Here is a 17,562-nt window from a genome sequence, read left to right as displayed (position 1 = left end):
TCAAAAGAGGGCGTTTTTTCCGTCGGCCCGGTTTCGATGCATGAAAATCGTGGGCTCGCGACGGCGGATCGGGCCTTCGCCATTGCCAATCCGCATCGCGCGCTTTATTCCGCAACGCATGAAGTGGTTGTTCGCAACCGCTGTGGATAGCCGTGACCGTTTCGGCGGGGCCGGCTGCAAAGGATGACAGACGATGAAATCTGACAATGATGTGGTGATAACAGGGGTCGGCATCGTGACCTGTCACGGCGTTGGCAGCCAGGCGCATGTGGCGCTTCTTTCTGGAGCCGCCGTGCCGGAGCCGGTTGTCGAGACCGAAAAATTCAAACCCTACCCGGTCCATCCCATGCCGGAAATCGACTGGTCGGCACAGATTGCCAAGCGCGGGGACCAGCGCCAGATGGAAAACTGGCAGCGTCTCGGCGTTTTCGCCGCCGGTCTTGCGCTTGATGATGCCGGGCTGAAGGAAAATACCGAAGCCTGCGCCACCATGGACATGATCGTTGCCGCCGGCGGCGGCGAGCGCGACATCAATGTCGACACGCTGATCGTCGATGAGGCGCTGAAGCGCAACGACCGTGAAAAGCTGCTGAACGAGAAGCTGACGACGGAACTGCGCCCGACGCTGTTTCTCGCCCAGCTTTCCAACCTGATGGCCGGCAATATCTCCATCGTGCACAAGGTCACCGGTTCGTCGCGCACCTTCATGGGCGAAGAAGCGGCCGGCATTTCCGCCGTCGAAACCGCGTTCCATCGCATTCGTTCCGGTGAATCGAGCCACGCCCTTGTCGGCGGCGCCTTCTCGGCTGAACGTCCCGACATGATCCTGCTGTTCGAAGCCATCGGCGCACATGCACAGGGCGGCTGGCAGCCGCTTTGGTCGCGTGGCGACCAGGACGGCGGCGGCATGATTTCCGGTTCGCTCGGTGCATTCCTCGTGCTGGAATCGCGCAAGCATGCCAGCGAGCGTGGCGCGCGCATCTATGCCCGCATCGACGCCATCGAGGGCGACCGTGGCAGCCGCGATGACGGCAAGATGGAAAAGCGCATGGAGCGCCTGCTTGCGCCTGCAAAGGACAGCGCTGCGACCGTCGTGTTTTCCGGCGCGAGCGGTTATGACGAGGTAACGGTTCGCGAGAAGGATATTCTCGAAAAGGTGCTGCCAAATTCGGTCATTCGTGGTTTCGGCGGTGTCACCGGTCATGGACTTGAGGCGCAGTTTCCGCTCGGGCTCGCTCTGGCGGCGTTGACGCTTGAAAGCGGCGCGAAGGTTCCTACCTTCGATGCGGCTGCGGAAAAGCCGATGGGCGAAGCGGCCACAGAGGCTGTCGTCACCACCGTCGGGCATGTGCGCGGCGAAGGTGTCGCCGTCCTGTCCCGTGACGTGTGAGGAGAAGAGACCATGACCAATTTTAAGGATCATCTCGGTCGCCCGATCGTTGCCGTGACCGGCATGGGCATCATCACCTCGCTCGGTCAGGGACTTGCCGACAACTGGGCAGCGCTGACATCAGGCAAGTCGGGTATTCACAAGATCACCCGCTTCCCGACTGAAGGGCTTTCGACCCGCATCAGCGGCACGGTGGATTTCATCGATATCCCGGTTCCCAACTCCGTCGAGCGTTCTTATGCTTTCGCGCGTGAAACCACCATCGAGGCGCTGGCGCAGGCCGGTATATCGGGTGATTTCGATGGGCCGCTGTTTCTCGCAGCGCCACCGATTGAGCCGGAATGGAGCGCCCGTTTCGAGCTTGCCGACCGGTCTCCGCCAGCCGCAAAGCCGGGTGACGCCTATGAGCGGTTCATGACGGCGTTGCGCCAGCGTCCCGATCCGGCATTCCAGGAAGCCGCATTGTTCGGCGCGATTTCCGAACGTCTTTCCGACCGTTTTGGCACGCGCGGCCTGCCGGTCACGCTGTCTACGGCCTGTGCTTCGGGTGCGACTGCGATCCAGCTCGGCGTCGAGGCGATCCGCCAGGGCCGCACGGAGCGCGCTCTGACGGTTGCGACTGACGGTTCCGTCAGCGCCGAAGCCCTGATCCGCTTCTCGCTTCTGTCTGCGCTTTCGACCCAGAACGATCCGCCCGAAAAGGCCTCCAAGCCGTTCAGCAAGGATCGCGATGGTTTCGTGATCGCTGAAGGTGCGGCGACGCTGGTGTTGGAATCGCTCGAAGCTGCCGTTGCCCGTGGCGCCAAGGTTCTCGGCATCATCAAGGGCGCCGGCGAAAAGGCCGACAGCTTCCACCGCACGCGTTCTTCGCCCGATGGCGGCCCGGCGATCGCGACGATCCGTGCGGCACTTGCCGATGCGGGCGTGGCCGAAAGCGATATCGGCTATATCAACGCTCACGGCACCTCGACGCCTGAGAATGACAAGATGGAATATGGCTCGATGCTGGCCGTCTTCGGCGAAGGCCTGAAGAATATTCCGCTGTCGTCTAACAAGTCGATGATTGGCCATACGCTGACGGCCGCAGGCGCCGTGGAAGCGGTGTTCTCGCTGCAGACCATGCTGACCGGGACCCTGCCGCCGACGATCAACTACAACAATCCCGATCCGACCATCACCCTCGACGTGGTGCCGAATGTGAAGCGGGATGCGCAGGTGGGTGCGGTTCTCTCCAACTCCTTCGGGTTTGGCGGGCAGAATGCAAGCCTTGTCATGACGCGGGAACCGGCTTAACCGGTTCCGCCACAACAGGAGCGTTTCCAAAAGCACTGCGGAAACGCTCTCGTCTCTTTGATTACGCATTCCAGCCGCAAAACCGTTACAGAGTTTTGCTGGAATGATTTTTAGATAACGCCCTCGGGCGAAGGACTGAAATATGCGCGCTCTTCAACTCGTGGACGACCGGAAGCTCGAAAAAGTGGACCTGCCTGAACCCGATGCTCCGGGTCCGGGCGAGGTGACGCTGCGCGTCAAGGCCGTGGCGCTCAACCACATCGACGTTTGGGGCTGGCGCGGCATGGCTTTCGCCAAGCGCAAGATGCCGCTCACCATCGGAGCGGAAGCCTCCGGCGTGGTCGAGGCCATTGGCCCCGGCGTTTCGAATGTGCTGCCGGGCCAGCTCGTTTCGGTCTATGGCGCGCGCACCTGCGGGCTCTGCAAGCCCTGCCGTGAAGGCCGTGACAATCTGTGCGAACATGTCCAGGGCGTACACGGTTTCCATCTCGACGGTTTCGCGCAGGAAAAGATCAATATTCCCGCCCGCCAGCTCGTGCCGGCCCCGCACGGCATTGACGCCGTTGCTGCGGCGCTCGCCCCGGTGACTTTCGGCACCGTCGAGCACATGCTGTTCGACAATGCCAAGCTTGAGCCCGGCGAAACCATCCTCATCCATGCCGGCGGTTCCGGCATCGGCACGGCGGCGATCCAGCTTGCCAAGAAGATGGGCTGCACCGTCATCACCACGGTCGGTTCCGACGACAAGATCGAACGGGCGAAGGCGCTCGGGGCCGATCATGTCATCAATTACCGGACCGATCGTTTCGAAGGCGTCGTGCGCAAGCTGACGAAAAAGAAGGGTGTCGACGTTGTCTTCGAACATGTCGGCAAGGATACCTTCGTCGCCTCGATGTTCTCGCTGAAGCGCGGTGGCCGTCTCGTCACCTGCGGCTCCACCTCGGGCGTTTCCACCGAAATCAATCTGATGATGCTGTTCCAGCAGCAGTTGAAGCTGCTCGGCTCCTTCGGCTGCCGCATGGAAAACATGGCCAATGCCATGCAGAAGATGGCGCGCGGCATCGTTCATCCCGTCATCGACACCGAAGTCACCTTCGACGATATCGACCGGGCACTGGAGCGCATGGAAACGCGCCAGGTGTTCGGCAAGATCGTCCTGCGGATGGATTGACCACCTTGAAATTATTTCTGACGCGGATCGTCCTGAAACTGGACCACTTCCGGCAGTGGCTGATCGCGACATTCGCCTTTGGCCTTCTCAACCTGCTGAAGCTTTTTCCGGCCGATGCGGGCATTCGCGCCACGGACCGGCTGGCGCGCTTGATAGGGCCGAAAACCGGCCGCCACAAGCTGATGCTCTACAATCTGGCGCGCGCCTTTCCGGAAAAAACCGAAGAGGAGCGGCTGGCGATCGCCATGGACAGCTGGGCCAATATGGGCCGGCTTGCGGCGGAATATGTGTTTCTCGACCGGCTGTTCGATTTCGACCCGGAAAAGAACGAACCCGGCCGCATCGAAGTCGAGGGTACCTCGACCTTTCTCGAATTGCGCGACAATCCGCGGCCCTTCATCGTTTTTACCGCCCATAGCGGCAATTTCGAACTGCTGCCGGTAGCAGGCTCGGCCTTTGGTCTTGATGTGACGGTGCTGTTCCGGCCGCCGAACAATCCCTATGTGGCCGACAAGGTGTTCAATTTCCGCAAGGAACGCATGGGCAATCTCGTGCCGTCGCATGCCGGCTCCTCCTTCGCGCTGGCGCGGCAACTGGAAAAGGGCGGCGGTGTGGGTGTGCTTGTCGACCAGAAGTTCGGCAAGGGGCTGACGACGAAGTTCTTCGGGCTTGAGGTTCGCACCAACCCGCTGCTTGCCAAGCTGGTGCGGCAGTTCAATTGCGATGTCTATCCCGCCCGCTGCATACGCCTTCCGGACAATCGCTACAGGCTGGAAATAGAGCCGAAGGTTGAAATTCCCCGGGATCAGAAGGGCAATGTCGATATTCAGGCGACGGCGCAGCTTCTGAACGACAAGGTGGAAAGCTGGGTGCGAGAATATCCCGGCCAATGGCTTTGGTATCATGATCGCTGGGACGTGAAGCACCAGATTTGAGGCGATTGCCGTGCGGCCGGGTCTTTTGCTATTTCACAAAAATCGACCGCGAATTCGTGCATTTCGGTATTTTTTTATATTGGTGGAACCTCATTTCTCGTTCATGGATTATCGAAATTGAAAAAATACCCGTGGATGTGATATTTTGAGCATCAATCCTCACGGCGTTCCTGCATTTCGTTACGTCATTTTTAAGCGCGCAGACGCTATAAACAGGGGTAATGGGCTAATCCGTTCGCATTGAGAGCGGGTCATATGCCCGTTCAGGGAGAGTTGGGTTGAAAGATTTGATTGAGTTGTTCTGGTTGCGTTATACGGAACTGCAATCTGCCGTTGGTAAGAACGAATCCGACAAGATTGCCGTGCTGGAGCGTGAACTGGAGCTGCTCCTCGAGCGGATTGTTGGACGCAAGACCGAAAGTTCCGAAGATATTCGCGAGCAGTTCCGTTTTGCCATCGATCTCCTCAATCATGAGGCGGAAGATCTTGGCTGCGTGCAGCGCAACTCCGAGCTGCTGCGAACTCTGGTCGATCGTTATGTCGGCATGCCGTTAAAGGCAAAGGTCGTGGGTGACGAGGACGAGGATACGCTGGCGTGGCATCACCGGCATCTGATCCTCGATGAGGACATGCTCAACGATCTGGACGAGCCGGTGGTTATCGTGTCTCCCGGTTACCGTGTTTCCTTCGCCAATGCTCTCGATGCATTTCAGCGCAACGCGCCGGAAGGGCTTATCGGCTGCCACATCGCCGAGCTGGTCGGCGTTCACCGGTTCCAGAACATTCTCAGGGAAAAGCTCGACAATTGCTTCAAGGGCGATACGTCGAAATATACCTATGCGGAAGACGAGAATGGCCGCACGGTCGTTAAGTCGCTGGAAATGTCGCCCTGCTACTCCTCCGCCTACAAGCTCGTGGGTGCGATGGTGGTGATCCGCGAAATCGCCGATCGCAGGCGCCGCGCCGCAGGCTGAGGCAGCGGGCGCCTGTCTGTTGCCTGACTGACGGAGAAAAGGCGCTCTACCATCCCTTATTTCGGGAAGATGGTTTCCCAAATCGTGGCGATCGACCAGGCGGAAGATGCATCGACAAGAAGCTTCGTCGCCATGGCGAGACAGGAAACAACAAGAAGCGGGCGGATGATCTTCGCGCCGTTTTTCATTGCGAAACGTGACCCGACCTGCGCCCCGATGAACTGGCCAAGGCCCATGGCGAGGCCGAGCTTCCACAAAACCGCTCCGCCCATCGCAAACACGACAAAACCGCCGAAATTCGAGCCGAGGTTTAGCAGCTTGGTGTGGGCGGTTGCCTTCAGCATGCCGAAACCTGCCAGCGCCACGAAGGCGAGCATGTAGAAGGAACCGGCACCGGGACCAAAAACGCCGTCATAAAAACCGATCAGCGGCGCGACCATCAAGCCGAACACGAAGGGTGTGATGCGACGGTGGCTGTCGATGTCGCTGAGCTGCGGCTTCAAGGCGAAATAGAGCGCAATCGTGATCAGCAGAAACGGCATGATGGTGCGCAGGAGATCGGCCGGTACGAAGGCGGCTGTCAGCGCGCCCAGCATTCCGCCGGCCATGGCCATCAGCCCCATCGGCAATTGCTCTTTCAGATTGACGTGACCGCGTCTGGCATAAGCAAGTGTTGCCGAGGCCGACCCGAACTGTGCCTGCAGCTTGTTGGTGCCGAGCGTATCGAGCGGCGCAATGCCCATGATCATCATCGCGGGAATGGTGATGAGGCCACCGCCGCCGGCGATGGAATCGATAAATCCGGCAAAGATGGCGACGCAGAAGAGGACGATAAAAACGTTGAGGGCGATGTCTTGCACTTGATATGTCCGGGCAGGCGGAAGGAGAGGGCTTCTTCTTTCACCGAAAGTGCGACCAAGCAATCTCTTTCTGTGCGTTTGGCTGCGGGCAGGGGGATTGCGGTGTGGCCGCTTATCGTTATGTTTCCGTGGCGCGTCGCCGGAAGAACGGATGGCGCTCGAGACATATGGATGAGGGCATTATGCATAAAGTGATATTCGATACGGACCCCGGTGTGGATGATGCCATGGCGCTTCTTTTCCTGCACCGTCACCCCGATATCGATCTGATCGGTGTCACCACGGTTTTCGGTAATGCGCCCATCGACATCACCACCCGCAATGCGCTTTTCCTCAAGCGGGAATGGCAGATGACCGCGCCTGTTGCGAAAGGCGCTGGCGTGACCTTTGATCCCGCCCGCAAGGAAGGCCACTGGCCGACCTTCATTCATGGCGAAAATGGCCTCGGTGATATCGATATTCCCGAGACCATCGACCTGCCGCTCGATCCGCGTCCCGCGCATCGCTTCATTATCGAGACCGTGAAGGCCAATCCCGGCGAGGTGACGCTGATCGCCGTTGGCCGCATGACCAATCTGGCGCTGGCATTGCGCGAGGAGCCGGATTTTGCAGCATTGGTGAAGCAGGTCATCGTCATGGGCGGCGCCTTCGATATCAACGGCAATGTTTCGCCGGCGGCCGAGGCCAATATTCACGGTGATCCGGAAGCGGCCGATCTCGTCTTCACCGCCCCGTGGCGCGTGGTGGTCGTCGGTCTCGATGTCACCACAAAAACGGTAATGACCAGCGCTTTCATGGCGGAGATGGCTGAAGCCGGCGGCAAGCCCGTACAGCTGCTTTCTGACCTGTCGCAATTCTACATCGATTTTTACAAGACCCGCACCGGCGATGGCATGGTGGTGCATGACAGCTGCGCCTGCGTCTATCTCGTGGCGCCTGAGCTGTTTACGACCCGCAGCGGCCCGGTGCGCGTCGTCTGCGGTGGCCTTGCCGATGGCGAGACGATCCAGAAGCCGGATGGCCGCGCCTTTCCACCGGGTGACTGGGATGGGCATCCAAGCCAGCTCATCTGCACGGATATCAAGCCGGAGCGCGTGCTTTCGGTCATCCGCGCGGCAATTGTGAAGGGCGAGCGCGGCTGAACGACAGGAATGGCCGTTCTTGAGCATGGCCTGCCTTGCATTTTCCCAGAATCTGGCGTTATGCAAGTTCCTTGATCCCATTACGTGATCCGCCTTGCCGAGGGGGCTGAAAAGGCTGTGCCGGAGGCACTGGCGGATGATTGTGATGCCGCGTGGGCCCGAGAAAAGCCTTGTAGGTTTTCGCGTGCTTTGCGCTACAATGAATAACGCCTGCCGGGTCGGTTCGTGTCGGCGGCGTTTAAAAACAAAAAACGAACCTTCGTTATGGGCCGGCAGAACCGGTCCATTCCCATGAGGAAAGTGATGGAAGAGTTTCATAAGGTCCGGCGTCTGCCGCAATACGTCTTCGAACAGGTCAACCGTTTGAAAGCGAGCGCGCGAGCGGCCGGGGCCGATATCATCGATCTCGGCATGGGTAATCCCGACCTTCCGACCCCCAAGGCCATCGTCGACAAGCTCTGCGAAGTCGTTCAGGACCCGCGCACCCATCGTTATTCCTCGTCCAAGGGCATTCCCGGCCTTCGCCGCGCACAGGCCGGCTATTATGCCCGCCGTTTCGGCGTGAAGCTGAACCCCGATACGCAGGTCGTCGCCACGCTTGGCTCCAAGGAAGGTTTCGCCAATATGGCGCAGGCCATCACGGCACCAGGTGACGTGATCCTGTGCCCGAACCCGACCTATCCGATCCATGCCTTCGGCTTCCTGATGGCGGGCGGCGTTATCCGTTCGATGAATGTGGAGCCGGATGAGAGCTTCTTCGGGCCTTTAGAGCGGGCGGTGCGTCACTCTATTCCAAAGCCGCTGGCGCTAATCGTCAACTATCCGTCGAACCCGACGGCGCATGTCGCATCGCTCGATTTCTACAAGGATGTGATCGCGTTTGCGAAGAAGCACGAAATCATAGTGCTCTCCGATCTTGCCTATTCGGAAATCTACTTCGACGACAACAATCCGCCGCCTTCGGTTCTCGAAGTTCCCGGCGCGATCGACGTTGCGGTGGAGTTCACCTCCATGTCGAAGACCTTCTCCATGCCCGGCTGGCGCATGGGCTTCGCTGTCGGGAACGAGCGGCTGATCGCGGCGCTGACCCGCGTGAAGTCCTACCTCGATTACGGCGCCTTCACGCCGATCCAGGTGGCGGCGACGCATGCGCTGAACGGTGACGGTTCCGACATCGCCGAAGTGCGCAGCGTCTATCGCCGCCGCCGCGATGTCATGGTCGATACGTTCGGCAAGGCCGGCTTCGAGGTTCCGCCGCCGGCAGCGACGATGTTCGCCTGGGCGAAGATCCCGGAAAAATTCCGCCATCTCGGCAGCCTGGAGTTTTCCAAGCTTCTGGTCGAGAAGGCAGATATCGCCGTTGCTCCCGGCATCGGCTTTGGCGAAATGGGCGATGATTACGTCCGTCTTGCGCTTGTGGAAAACGAGCATCGAATTCGTCAGGCAGCGCGCAATCTGAAGCGTTTCCTGTCGAGTGCTGACGAAACGATGCACAATGTCGTTTCGCTCAACGCCCACAGATAAGGGCAACCGAAGGCGGCCGGGCCTCGGCCGCCACCATCACCAGCAAATCAGGAACATACCCATGGCAGATTCATTGAGAATCGGCATAGCGGGGCTCGGCACTGTCGGCGCTTCGCTCGTGCGCATCCTCCAGCAGAGAAGCAACGAACTTGCGATTACCTGCGGACGCGCGATTGAGATTATTGCGGTGAGCGCGCGCGACCGTTCGCGCGACCGCGGCATCGATCTCAAGGGTATTACCTGGTTCGACACGCCCGAGCAGATGGCGAGCGAAGCCGATATCGATGTGTTCGTCGAACTGGTCGGCGGTGCTTCCGGACAGGCAGAAAATGCGGTGCGGGCAGCGCTTTCGCGTGGTCTCCATGTAGTGACAGCCAACAAGGCACTGCTTGCCAAGCATGGCGTCGAACTGGCGACCATTGCCGAGGACAAGGGCGCGCTGCTCAATTTCGAGGCGGCGGTGGCTGGCGGTATCCCGGTCATCAAGGCGCTGCGTGAATCCTTGACCGGCAACCATGTGTCGCGCATCTACGGCATCATGAACGGCACCTGCAACTACATCCTCACCAAGATGGAGAAGGAAGGCCTGTCGTTCGAGGTGTGCCTGAAGGAAGCGCAGCGGCTCGGTTATGCCGAAGCGGATCCGGCCTTCGATATCGAAGGCAACGACACCGCGCACAAGCTCTCGATTCTGACCACGCTTGCCTTCGGCAATAAGATCGCTGCCGACGACATCTATCTCGAAGGCATCACCAATATCTCCATCGAGGATATTCAGGCGGCTGCCGAGCTTGGTTACCGCATCAAGCTTCTCGGCGTGGCGCAGGTGACGGACTCCGGCATCGAACAGCGCGTGCACCCGACCATGGTGCCGCTCGACTCCGTTATCGCCCAGGTGGATGGCGTGACCAATGCGGTGGCGATCGAATCCGACATTCTCGGCGAATTGCTGATGGTCGGCCCGGGTGCCGGCGGCAACGCCACGGCGTCTGCCGTACTTGGTGACATCGCCGATATCGCCAAGAGCCGTCCAGGCACCCAGCAGGTGCCCGTACTCGGCCGTCCGGCCAAGTCGCTGACGGAGTACCGCCGCGCCAAGATGAAGAGCCATGAGGGCGGTTATTTCATCCGTCTGACGGTGAAGGATCAGGCGGGCGTCTTCGCCTCCATCGCCACCCGCATGGCTGACAATAACATCTCGCTGGAATCCATCGTGCAGCGCCAGCGCGTGCATGTGGAAGGCGCGCCGCAGACCATCATCCTGGTCACCCATGCGACGATGGAAGATGCGATCCGCAAGGCCGTGAAGGCGATCAAGAACGAGAAATATCTCGTCAGCGAACCGCAGGTCATCCGCATCGAGCGGACCTGAAACGCCTGACGATTTGTCCAAAGCCGAGGGCCGTGCTTCCGTAGGGATGCGCGGCCTTTTTTCATCATGAAACCTCGCGGGGATATCAAAAACTATTTAGAGGGACGATGTTACAGCTGTCATAAAATTTGAGGACATGGCTTCAGAACCGCTGGAATACGACACGATTCGGCCCTATGGTTAATCATGTTCACCAAGCGAGGGAGGCGTGGCCGTGACATCGATCATCCTGTTCAAGGACAATAAGCGCGCAGGCGTTCTGGCTACCCATCACCGGGCGCGGCCGCACACTGCCAACGACAATATTCGCAGCATGGAATTCGACATGGCCGAGCATGAGCGCAACTGGTGTTCGCTCGCTGTCTTCTCGCTGCTGCTGCTGGTCGGCGCTGTGTCGATCGTCAGCCCGTTTTTCTCGATTTTTTCGGTGTGACTCCATCAAGGCGCGTTTTTGCTTGAAAAACGCGCCTTTGCCATTTAGCCCGTTCTAACCAAGGCGCGAAACGCGCGTGACAGGATGAAGGGACAGGATGGCAATGTTGGAGCCGGCCGATACCGTGGCCCGCGCATTTCTAAGCGTGGAGCGGTCGGCGACAGAACAGCGCTGGGTGTCGCGGTTGGATCAGGCCGGGCAGAACCGCGCGCTGGCCATGTCCCAGATACATGCCATTCCCGAATTGATTGCGCGGGTGCTGGCGGGGCGCGGCGTCGGTGTCGATGACGCCCTGGCGTTCCTTGATCCGACCATTCGTTCCCTGATGCCTGATCCGCATATGCTGACCGATTGCGAAAAGGCCGCCGAGCGGCTCGTGCGCGCCATCGAGACCGGCGAGAAGGTGGCGATCTTCGGCGATTACGATGTCGACGGCGCTGCCTCTTCGGCGCTGACGTATCGCTTTCTCGCGCATTTCGGGTTGACGCCGGAGATCTATATTCCCGATCGCATTTTCGAGGGCTACGGGCCGAACCCGGCGGCGATGCAGCAGCTTGCCGCCAATGGGGCGACGCTGATCGTGACCGTGGACTGCGGCTCCACCAGCCATGAGTCGCTTCAGGCCGCGAAGGACGCCGGAACGGATGTGGTGGTGATCGATCACCATCAGGTCGGCACGGAACTGCCGCCGGCGGTGGCGCTGGTCAACCCTAACCGGGAGGACGATCTTTCGGGGCAGGGGCATCTCTGTGCCGCCGGCGTGGTATTTCTTGTGATGGTGGCCACCTTGCGGCTGTTGAAGGACAGACGCAACCGGCAGGCCTTCACGCTCGATCTGCTGTCGCTGCTTGATATCGTCGCGCTTGCGACGGTCTGCGATGTGGTGCCGCTGAAAGGGCTGAACCGCGCTTATGTGGTGAAGGGCCTGATTGCCGCGCGGCATATGAACAATGCGGGACTTGCGGCGCTGTTCAAGAAGGCGGGGCTGGGCGGGCCTGTTACCCCCTATCACTTCGGCTTCCTGATCGGGCCGCGCATCAATGCCGGCGGCCGCATTGGCGATGCAGCCCTCGGCAGCCGTCTGCTGACGATCGACGATACGACGGAGGCGGAAGTCATTGCAGAGAAGCTGGACGAGTTGAACCGCGAGCGGCAGGCCATGGAAGCGGCGATGCTGGCGGAGGCGGAAGCCGAGGCGCTGTATGAGTATGGCGACGGCTCGGGTGCGGGTGTCATCGTCACGGCGCGTGAGAACTGGCATCCGGGCATCGTCGGCCTGCTTGCCTCGCGCTTGAAGGACCGTTTCCGTCGTCCGGCTTTCGCCATTGCCTTTGATCCTTCCGGCAAGGGTACCGGTTCAGGCCGCTCGATCAACGGCTTCGACATGGGCCGCATGGTGCGCGCCGCCGTGGAGACGGGATTGCTGGTCAAGGGCGGCGGGCACGCCATGGCGGCGGGCCTGACGGTGGAGCGTGCCAATCTCGGCAAGCTCAGGACTTTCTTTGAAGAAGCGGCCGCAAAGACGGTGAATGAGCTGGTGGAAAGCAGCGTGCTGAAGATCGATGGCGCCATCGGCGCTTCGGGCGCGACATTGCAGCTTGTCGATCAGCTGGAGCAGGCCGGTCCCTATGGTTCGGGCCATTCGCAGCCGATCTTTGCCGTGCCGGCGCATCGCCTGCGCGATGTGCGGCTTGTGGGCACAGCACACGTCAAGATCACGCTGGAGGCCATGGATGGCTCGCGGCTGGACGGTATCGCCTTTCGCGCTGCCGAAGCGCCTCTGGGGCAGATGCTGTTGAATGCGCGCGGCAGGAACATCCACGTTGCAGGCACAGTGGGTGCCGATCTCTGGCAGGGCCAGAGGCGCGTCCAACTGCGCGTGCTGGATGCGGCTTTCGCGCCCTGACGGGGCTTCCAAACAGTTCTGAATTTTACTGAAACAATGCTGGATGGGCACATCAAATGTGCTCCGGCGTCTTTACGCGATGCGTGAAGATCTCGATGCAGGCTATTGATTTTCTGGGAGAAGCAAGTGGCACGCCCTAGGGGAGTCGAACCCCTCTTTTCAGAATGAAAATCTGACGTCCTAACCGATAGACGAAGGGCGCGTGCGCTTGTGGTGTGGCGCCCTTATAGTCAGGCTCCCGAAGGTCTGCAAGCGGAAAAATTGATTTTTTCCGCTTCGAGACGAGTTTTTTTATAGACGCTGAAAGGGCTGTGGAAAACTGCGGCGGACCTGGTCAAGACCTTGAAATATCGCCCCTATCGCCGTGAACCGGCAATGCGCTTGCGTCTCGTACGACACCGGGGAGGCGGCTTCCCAACCCTTAGCTGGCATCAAGCTGCAGTCCGAGACGAACAGGCGCTGTGATCGAGGTGAGGGGAAAGGCAAGCCGGTTGATTTGACCGATGGCATTTCGTCCGGCTTGCCTTCCATCGGGGGGGACTACAATCTAACGTGTCGCCCGGGAATCGGTTCCGCAGCAATGTTGACGCGCGACAAATTCGCGACGTGGAAGGTTGGGTTCAAATCTTTTAAGATGGAGGACACGAAGGCAAGTGGCACGCCCTAGGGGAGTCGAACCCCTCTTTTCAGAATGAAAATCTGACGTCCTAACCGATAGACGAAGGGCGCGTGCGCTTGTGGTGTGGCGCCCTTATAGTCAGGCTCCCGAAGGTCTGCAAGCGGAAAAATGCATGATTTGACAAAAAAATGACATGGGTGGCCGGAAGCCTTGGAAAACAAGGATTCTTGTTGCGTAACAAATGGTTAAATGGTTGGGCTGCGTTTTTTCTTTTGCAATATGGCGCGGCTTCGACCGCCTTGTGAAACATGTCGTTTCTCACGAGGGCAGCTCGCGAAAATCAAGTCAGGTATTTTCCATATATCAGCAGGCCCGAGAGTATTATTATGAGTGCATTGATCGCGTATGCTATCCACCGCACGAAATTTGATTTTGGGGGACTGCCGGATACCATGCCACTCAATACATCCCCCAGAAATACAAGCAAACTATCCATCGCAATATGTCCAAAGCAGCGATCAAGTTTTCGCCATGAATATATCAGGTTGACCAATTAGAAATTCAAGCATTGCTGCTTCGGTCAGGAATAAAATAATCAATATCTCCGTTTCTACTTTCGGCTCTCTGTTTCAGTCTCAAAAAAGAAACGGGACCGTGAGGTCCCGTTTCTGAGTTCGCAATTGAAAAACGTCCGCCCCAGACGCCTGTCTACGATCAATGCAGAATCTGGCTGAGGAACAGCCGTGTGCGCTCGTGCTGGGGATTGTCGAAGAATTCGGCGGGCGAATTCTGTTCGACGATCTGGCCCTGGTCCATGAAGATGACGCGGTTTGCGACCTGGCGGGCAAAGCCCATTTCGTGGGTCACGCACAGCATGGTCATGCCGTCTTCGGCAAGGCTGACCATGGTGTCGAGCACTTCCTTGACCATTTCCGGATCGAGCGCCGAGGTTGGTTCGTCGAACAGCATGATCTTCGGCTTCATGCAGAGCGAACGGGCGATCGCCACACGCTGCTGCTGACCGCCGGAGAGCTGGCCGGGGTACTTGTGCGCCTGCTCGGGGATCTTGACGCGCTTCAGATAGTGCATCGCCACTTCTTCGGCTTCCTTCTTGGGCATCTTGCGAACCCAGATCGGCGCCAGCGTGCAGTTTTCGAGGATCGTCAGATGCGGGAAGAGGTTGAAGTGCTGGAACACCATACCGACTTCACGACGCACTTCGTCGATCTTCTTGAGGTCGTTGGTAAGCTCGATGCCATCGACCTGGATCGAACCCGACTGGTGTTCTTCCAGCCGGTTGATGCAGCGGATCATGGTCGACTTACCCGACCCGGAAGGACCGGCGATGACGATGCGCTCGCCCTTCATGACCTTCAGGTTGATGTCGCGCAATACGTGGAAATCGCCATACCACTTGTTCATGCCGGTGATTTCGATTGCGACGTCCGTTGTCGAGACGGCCAGTTTTTTTGCTTGGTTTTCTGCCATTTTGAGCGTCCCTTATCGTTTATGCCCGGTGTCGAGGTGCCGTTCCATGAACAGCGAATAACGCGACATGCCGAAGCAGAATATCCAGAATACGAAGCCTGCGAAAATATAGCCAGTCATGGCGGTGACCGGCGTCGCCCAGTTCGCATCCGCTTGGTTGAGTGTGACAATACCGAGCAGGTCGAACATGCCGATGATCGAGACCAGCGACGTGTCCTTGAACAGCCCGATGAAGGTGTTGACGATGCCCGGAATGACGAGCTTCAGCGCCTGCGGCAGCACGATCAGCCTCGTCTTCTGCCAGTAGTTCAGGCCGAGTGAGTCAGCACCTTCATATTGCCCCTTGGGAATGGCCTGCAGACCGCCGCGGATCACCTCCGCCATATAGGCAGACGAGAACAGCGACACACCGACAAGCGCGCGCAGGAACTTGTCGAAGGTCCAGCCGTCGGGCAGGAACAACGGCAACATGATGCTGGCGAAGAACAGGACGGTGATCAGCGGGATGCCTCTGATGACTTCGATGAAGAGCACGCAGAGCATCTTGATGACAGGCAGGTTCGATCGCCGCCCGAGCGCCAGAAGAATGCCGAAGGGCAACGACACCGTGATCCCGAAGAAGGACAGGATGAGCGTCACCATGAGGCCGCCCCAGAGCTGCGTTTCAACCTTAGGCAGGCCGAAGACGCCGCCGATAAGCAGGAAAAACGCAATGAAAGGCAGGATGATGAAAAGCGCCAGCGCGTTGAGGCGCTTGAACGGCGCTTTGGGGATAAGCATGGGCACGAGCAGGATGGCAAATGTCACCATCACAAGGATGGGACGCCAGCGCTCATCGATCGGGTAGCGGCCAAAGACGAACTGCCCGAGCTTGGCGGACACGAAAGCCCAGCACGCGCCGGACTGGCCATCCGGTAGTGCGCCACCTTGCGAAACGGTCAGGCAGGCGAAACGATCGCTGCCGGTCCACACCGCATCGATGAAGAGCCACTTGATGATGGGCGGAACCAGATAGGCGAGCAGGGCAAGGGCGATCACCGTCAGGACAGTGTCCTTGGGTGTGGCGAAGAGTTTGGTGCGCAGCCAATGGCCGAAGCCGACCGCACTCGAGGGCGCGGGTCTGGCGTCCTCGATGGTCTGTCGCACGAAAGCGTGATTGCTTATTGTCATCGTTATCTCTCCACCAGGGCCATTTTCGCGTTGAACCAGTTCATGACCAGGGCCGTGAGCAGGGACAGCGAGAGATAAATGACCAGCCAGATCGCGACGACTTCAACCGCCTGACCCGTCTGGTTCAGGATCGTGCCGCCGACGGAGACGATGTCGGCGAAACCGACAGCGACTGCAAGCGAGGAGTTTTTCGTCAGGTTGAGAAACTGGCTTGTGAGTGGCGGGATGATGATGCGCATTGCCTGCGGCACGACGATCAAACGCGTCGTGGTGCTCGAGCGAAGTCCTAGCGCGTCCGCAGCCTCCGTCTGCCCCTTCGCCACGGCCTTGATGCCGCCGCGAACGATCTCGGCGATGAAGGAAGCGGTGTAGAAGGACAGGGCCAGGAACAGCGACATGAATTCCGGTGCCACGACTGAGCCGCCAGAAAGGTTGAACCGTCCGGCAATCGGGTAATCGAATGTCAGCGGTGAACCGAGCGCCAGAAATGTCGCGGCCGGAAGGCCGATGATGAGAAGTGCGGCCGTGATACCGGTGCGGAATTGCTGGCCAGTTTGTTCCTGTCGCGCCTTTGCCCAGCGATAAACGAAAAAACTGATGACGATTGCGACCAGAAAGGCGAGCGGTATCAGCCAGGTGCCTTCTCCCCAGAGTGGTTTGGGAAAAAAGAAGCCGCGATTGTTGAGATAGCTTCCAAGCGGCAGCTCCAGCGAATCGCGCGCCTGCGGCAGAACCGAGATGACGCCCTTGTACCAGAAGAAGATGACGAGCAGCGGCGGGATGTTGCGGAAGATTTCCACATAGGCCTGCGCGAGCTTCGAGATCAGCCAGTTATTGGACAACCGCGCGATACCGACGATAAAACCGATGATCGAGGCGGCGATGATGCCGAAAAATGCGACCTGGATCGTGTTGAGAATACCAACGATCAAAGCCCGGCCATAGGTCGAGTCGCTCGTATAAGCGATCAACGACTGGCCGATATCGAAACCGGCTCTTCCATCGAGGAAGCCAAAGCCGGACGAAATGTTTGACCGTTGAAGATTGGTGATCGTATTCGTCACGATGACCCAGACGAAGGCGGTCAGGATGACGACTGTCAGGACCTGATAGAAAATGCCGCGAATGCGTGGATCGTAGATAAGTGACGACGCGCTTTGCGCGCGCGATCGTTGCGAACTGACCGCGTTGCCTGCCATAGGCACCTTTCCCTTTTATATGCTCTTTGCGAGCTTATTTATATAATTCTAAAATGGAGGCCGGGCGTTGCCCAGCCTCCCGTCGT

14 protein-coding genes and 2 tRNA genes are annotated in these 17,562 nt (G+C 59.0%); 10 read left to right on the top strand and 6 right to left on the bottom strand.

The window, feature by feature from the left end:
- Positions 1-193: 193 nt before the first annotated feature.
- From ATU_RS07845 to ATU_RS07825, 5 genes are all read left to right on the top strand, one after another.
- Complete coding sequence (locus tag ATU_RS07845) at positions 194-1,390, top strand: beta-ketoacyl-ACP synthase (protein ID WP_010971732.1); 1,197 nt, start codon at positions 194-196, stop codon at positions 1,388-1,390.
- Positions 1,391-1,402: 12 nt separating this feature from the next.
- Positions 1,403-2,683, top strand: a complete 1,281-nt coding sequence (locus ATU_RS07840) for a beta-ketoacyl-ACP synthase (RefSeq protein ID WP_006316338.1) — start codon at positions 1,403-1,405, stop codon at positions 2,681-2,683.
- Between the two features lie 142 nt (positions 2,684-2,825).
- The gene (locus ATU_RS07835; RefSeq protein ID WP_006316337.1) at positions 2,826-3,854 is read left to right on the top strand and encodes a zinc-binding dehydrogenase; all 1,029 of its coding nucleotides are present in this window, start codon (positions 2,826-2,828) and stop codon (positions 3,852-3,854) included.
- Positions 3,855-3,859: 5 nt separating this feature from the next.
- Positions 3,860-4,789: a lipid A biosynthesis lauroyl acyltransferase gene (locus tag ATU_RS07830; RefSeq protein ID WP_035216790.1), complete on the top strand. Its 930-nt coding sequence runs from the start codon at positions 3,860-3,862 to the stop codon at positions 4,787-4,789.
- Between the two features lie 278 nt (positions 4,790-5,067).
- Positions 5,068-5,763, top strand: a complete 696-nt coding sequence (locus tag ATU_RS07825) for a PAS domain-containing protein (RefSeq protein WP_006316334.1) — start codon at positions 5,068-5,070, stop codon at positions 5,761-5,763.
- A 56-nt stretch (positions 5,764-5,819) separates the two neighbouring features.
- On the opposite strand, the gene ATU_RS07820 is transcribed toward ATU_RS07825, so the two are convergent.
- Positions 5,820-6,623, bottom strand: a complete 804-nt coding sequence (locus tag ATU_RS07820) for a TSUP family transporter (protein ID WP_010971731.1) — start codon at positions 6,621-6,623, stop codon at positions 5,820-5,822.
- Positions 6,624-6,805: 182 nt separating this feature from the next.
- On the opposite strand from ATU_RS07820, the gene ATU_RS07815 reads away from it, so the two are divergent.
- The 5 genes from ATU_RS07815 (at position 6,806) to recJ (ending at position 13,000) form a co-directional block, all read left to right on the top strand.
- Positions 6,806-7,765, top strand: coding sequence for a nucleoside hydrolase (locus tag ATU_RS07815; RefSeq protein WP_010971730.1), 960 nt, complete (start codon positions 6,806-6,808; stop codon positions 7,763-7,765).
- Positions 7,766-8,068: 303 nt separating this feature from the next.
- Positions 8,069-9,289 carry an LL-diaminopimelate aminotransferase gene (locus ATU_RS07810; RefSeq protein WP_003515379.1) on the top strand — a complete coding sequence of 407 codons (1,221 nt, stop codon included), beginning with the start codon at positions 8,069-8,071 and terminating at the stop codon, positions 9,287-9,289.
- 61 nt (positions 9,290-9,350) lie between these two features.
- Positions 9,351-10,661: a homoserine dehydrogenase gene (locus ATU_RS07805; RefSeq protein ID WP_010971729.1), complete on the top strand. Its 1,311-nt coding sequence runs from the start codon at positions 9,351-9,353 to the stop codon at positions 10,659-10,661.
- 208 nt (positions 10,662-10,869) lie between these two features.
- Positions 10,870-11,094: a hypothetical protein gene (locus ATU_RS07800; RefSeq protein ID WP_035258570.1), complete on the top strand. Its 225-nt coding sequence runs from the start codon at positions 10,870-10,872 to the stop codon at positions 11,092-11,094.
- A gap of 97 nt (positions 11,095-11,191) precedes the next feature.
- The gene (gene recJ / locus ATU_RS07795; RefSeq protein ID WP_010971727.1) at positions 11,192-13,000 is read left to right on the top strand and encodes a single-stranded-DNA-specific exonuclease RecJ; all 1,809 of its coding nucleotides are present in this window, start codon (positions 11,192-11,194) and stop codon (positions 12,998-13,000) included.
- A 127-nt stretch (positions 13,001-13,127) separates the two neighbouring features.
- On the opposite strand, the gene ATU_RS07790 is transcribed toward recJ, so the two are convergent.
- From ATU_RS07790 to ATU_RS07770, 5 genes are all read right to left on the bottom strand, one after another.
- Positions 13,128-13,202 (bottom strand) — tRNA-Glu (locus tag ATU_RS07790).
- Between the two features lie 452 nt (positions 13,203-13,654).
- Positions 13,655-13,729: transfer RNA gene (locus ATU_RS07785), tRNA-Glu, on the bottom strand.
- Positions 13,730-14,333: 604 nt separating this feature from the next.
- Entirely contained in the window at positions 14,334-15,107 is a 774-nt protein-coding gene (locus tag ATU_RS07780) for an amino acid ABC transporter ATP-binding protein (RefSeq protein WP_006316326.1), read from the bottom strand.
- A 12-nt stretch (positions 15,108-15,119) separates the two neighbouring features.
- Entirely contained in the window at positions 15,120-16,277 is a 1,158-nt protein-coding gene (locus ATU_RS07775; RefSeq protein ID WP_006316325.1) for an amino acid ABC transporter permease, read from the bottom strand.
- A gap of 2 nt (positions 16,278-16,279) precedes the next feature.
- Positions 16,280-17,476, bottom strand: coding sequence for an amino acid ABC transporter permease (locus ATU_RS07770; protein WP_006316324.1), 1,197 nt, complete (start codon positions 17,474-17,476; stop codon positions 16,280-16,282).
- Positions 17,477-17,562 lie beyond the last annotated feature (86 nt).

It is taken from the genome of Agrobacterium fabrum str. C58 (genome assembly GCF_000092025.1).
Classification (GTDB): Bacteria; Pseudomonadota; Alphaproteobacteria; order Rhizobiales; family Rhizobiaceae; genus Agrobacterium; species Agrobacterium fabrum.
This window is presented reverse-complemented; position numbering and strand designations above follow the sequence as displayed.

Excerpts from the sequence above, each read along its gene's own strand:
- ATU_RS07775 (WP_006316325.1), bottom strand. The coding sequence starts at position 16,277 with ATGACAATAAGCAATCACGCTTTCGTGCGACAGACCATCGAGGACGCC.
- ATU_RS07805 (WP_010971729.1), top strand. The coding sequence starts at position 9,351 with ATGGCAGATTCATTGAGAATCGGCATAGCGGGGCTCGGCACTGTCGGC.
- ATU_RS07835 (WP_006316337.1), top strand. The coding sequence starts at position 2,826 with ATGCGCGCTCTTCAACTCGTGGACGACCGGAAGCTCGAAAAAGTGGAC.
- ATU_RS07810 (WP_003515379.1), top strand. The coding sequence starts at position 8,069 with ATGGAAGAGTTTCATAAGGTCCGGCGTCTGCCGCAATACGTCTTCGAA.
- recJ (WP_010971727.1), top strand. The coding sequence starts at position 11,192 with ATGGCAATGTTGGAGCCGGCCGATACCGTGGCCCGCGCATTTCTAAGC.
- ATU_RS07840 (WP_006316338.1), top strand. The coding sequence starts at position 1,403 with ATGACCAATTTTAAGGATCATCTCGGTCGCCCGATCGTTGCCGTGACC.
- ATU_RS07780 (WP_006316326.1), bottom strand. The coding sequence starts at position 15,107 with ATGGCAGAAAACCAAGCAAAAAAACTGGCCGTCTCGACAACGGACGTC.
- ATU_RS07845 (WP_010971732.1), top strand. The coding sequence starts at position 194 with ATGAAATCTGACAATGATGTGGTGATAACAGGGGTCGGCATCGTGACC.
- ATU_RS07770 (WP_006316324.1), bottom strand. The coding sequence starts at position 17,476 with ATGGCAGGCAACGCGGTCAGTTCGCAACGATCGCGCGCGCAAAGCGCG.
- ATU_RS07815 (WP_010971730.1), top strand. The coding sequence starts at position 6,806 with ATGCATAAAGTGATATTCGATACGGACCCCGGTGTGGATGATGCCATG.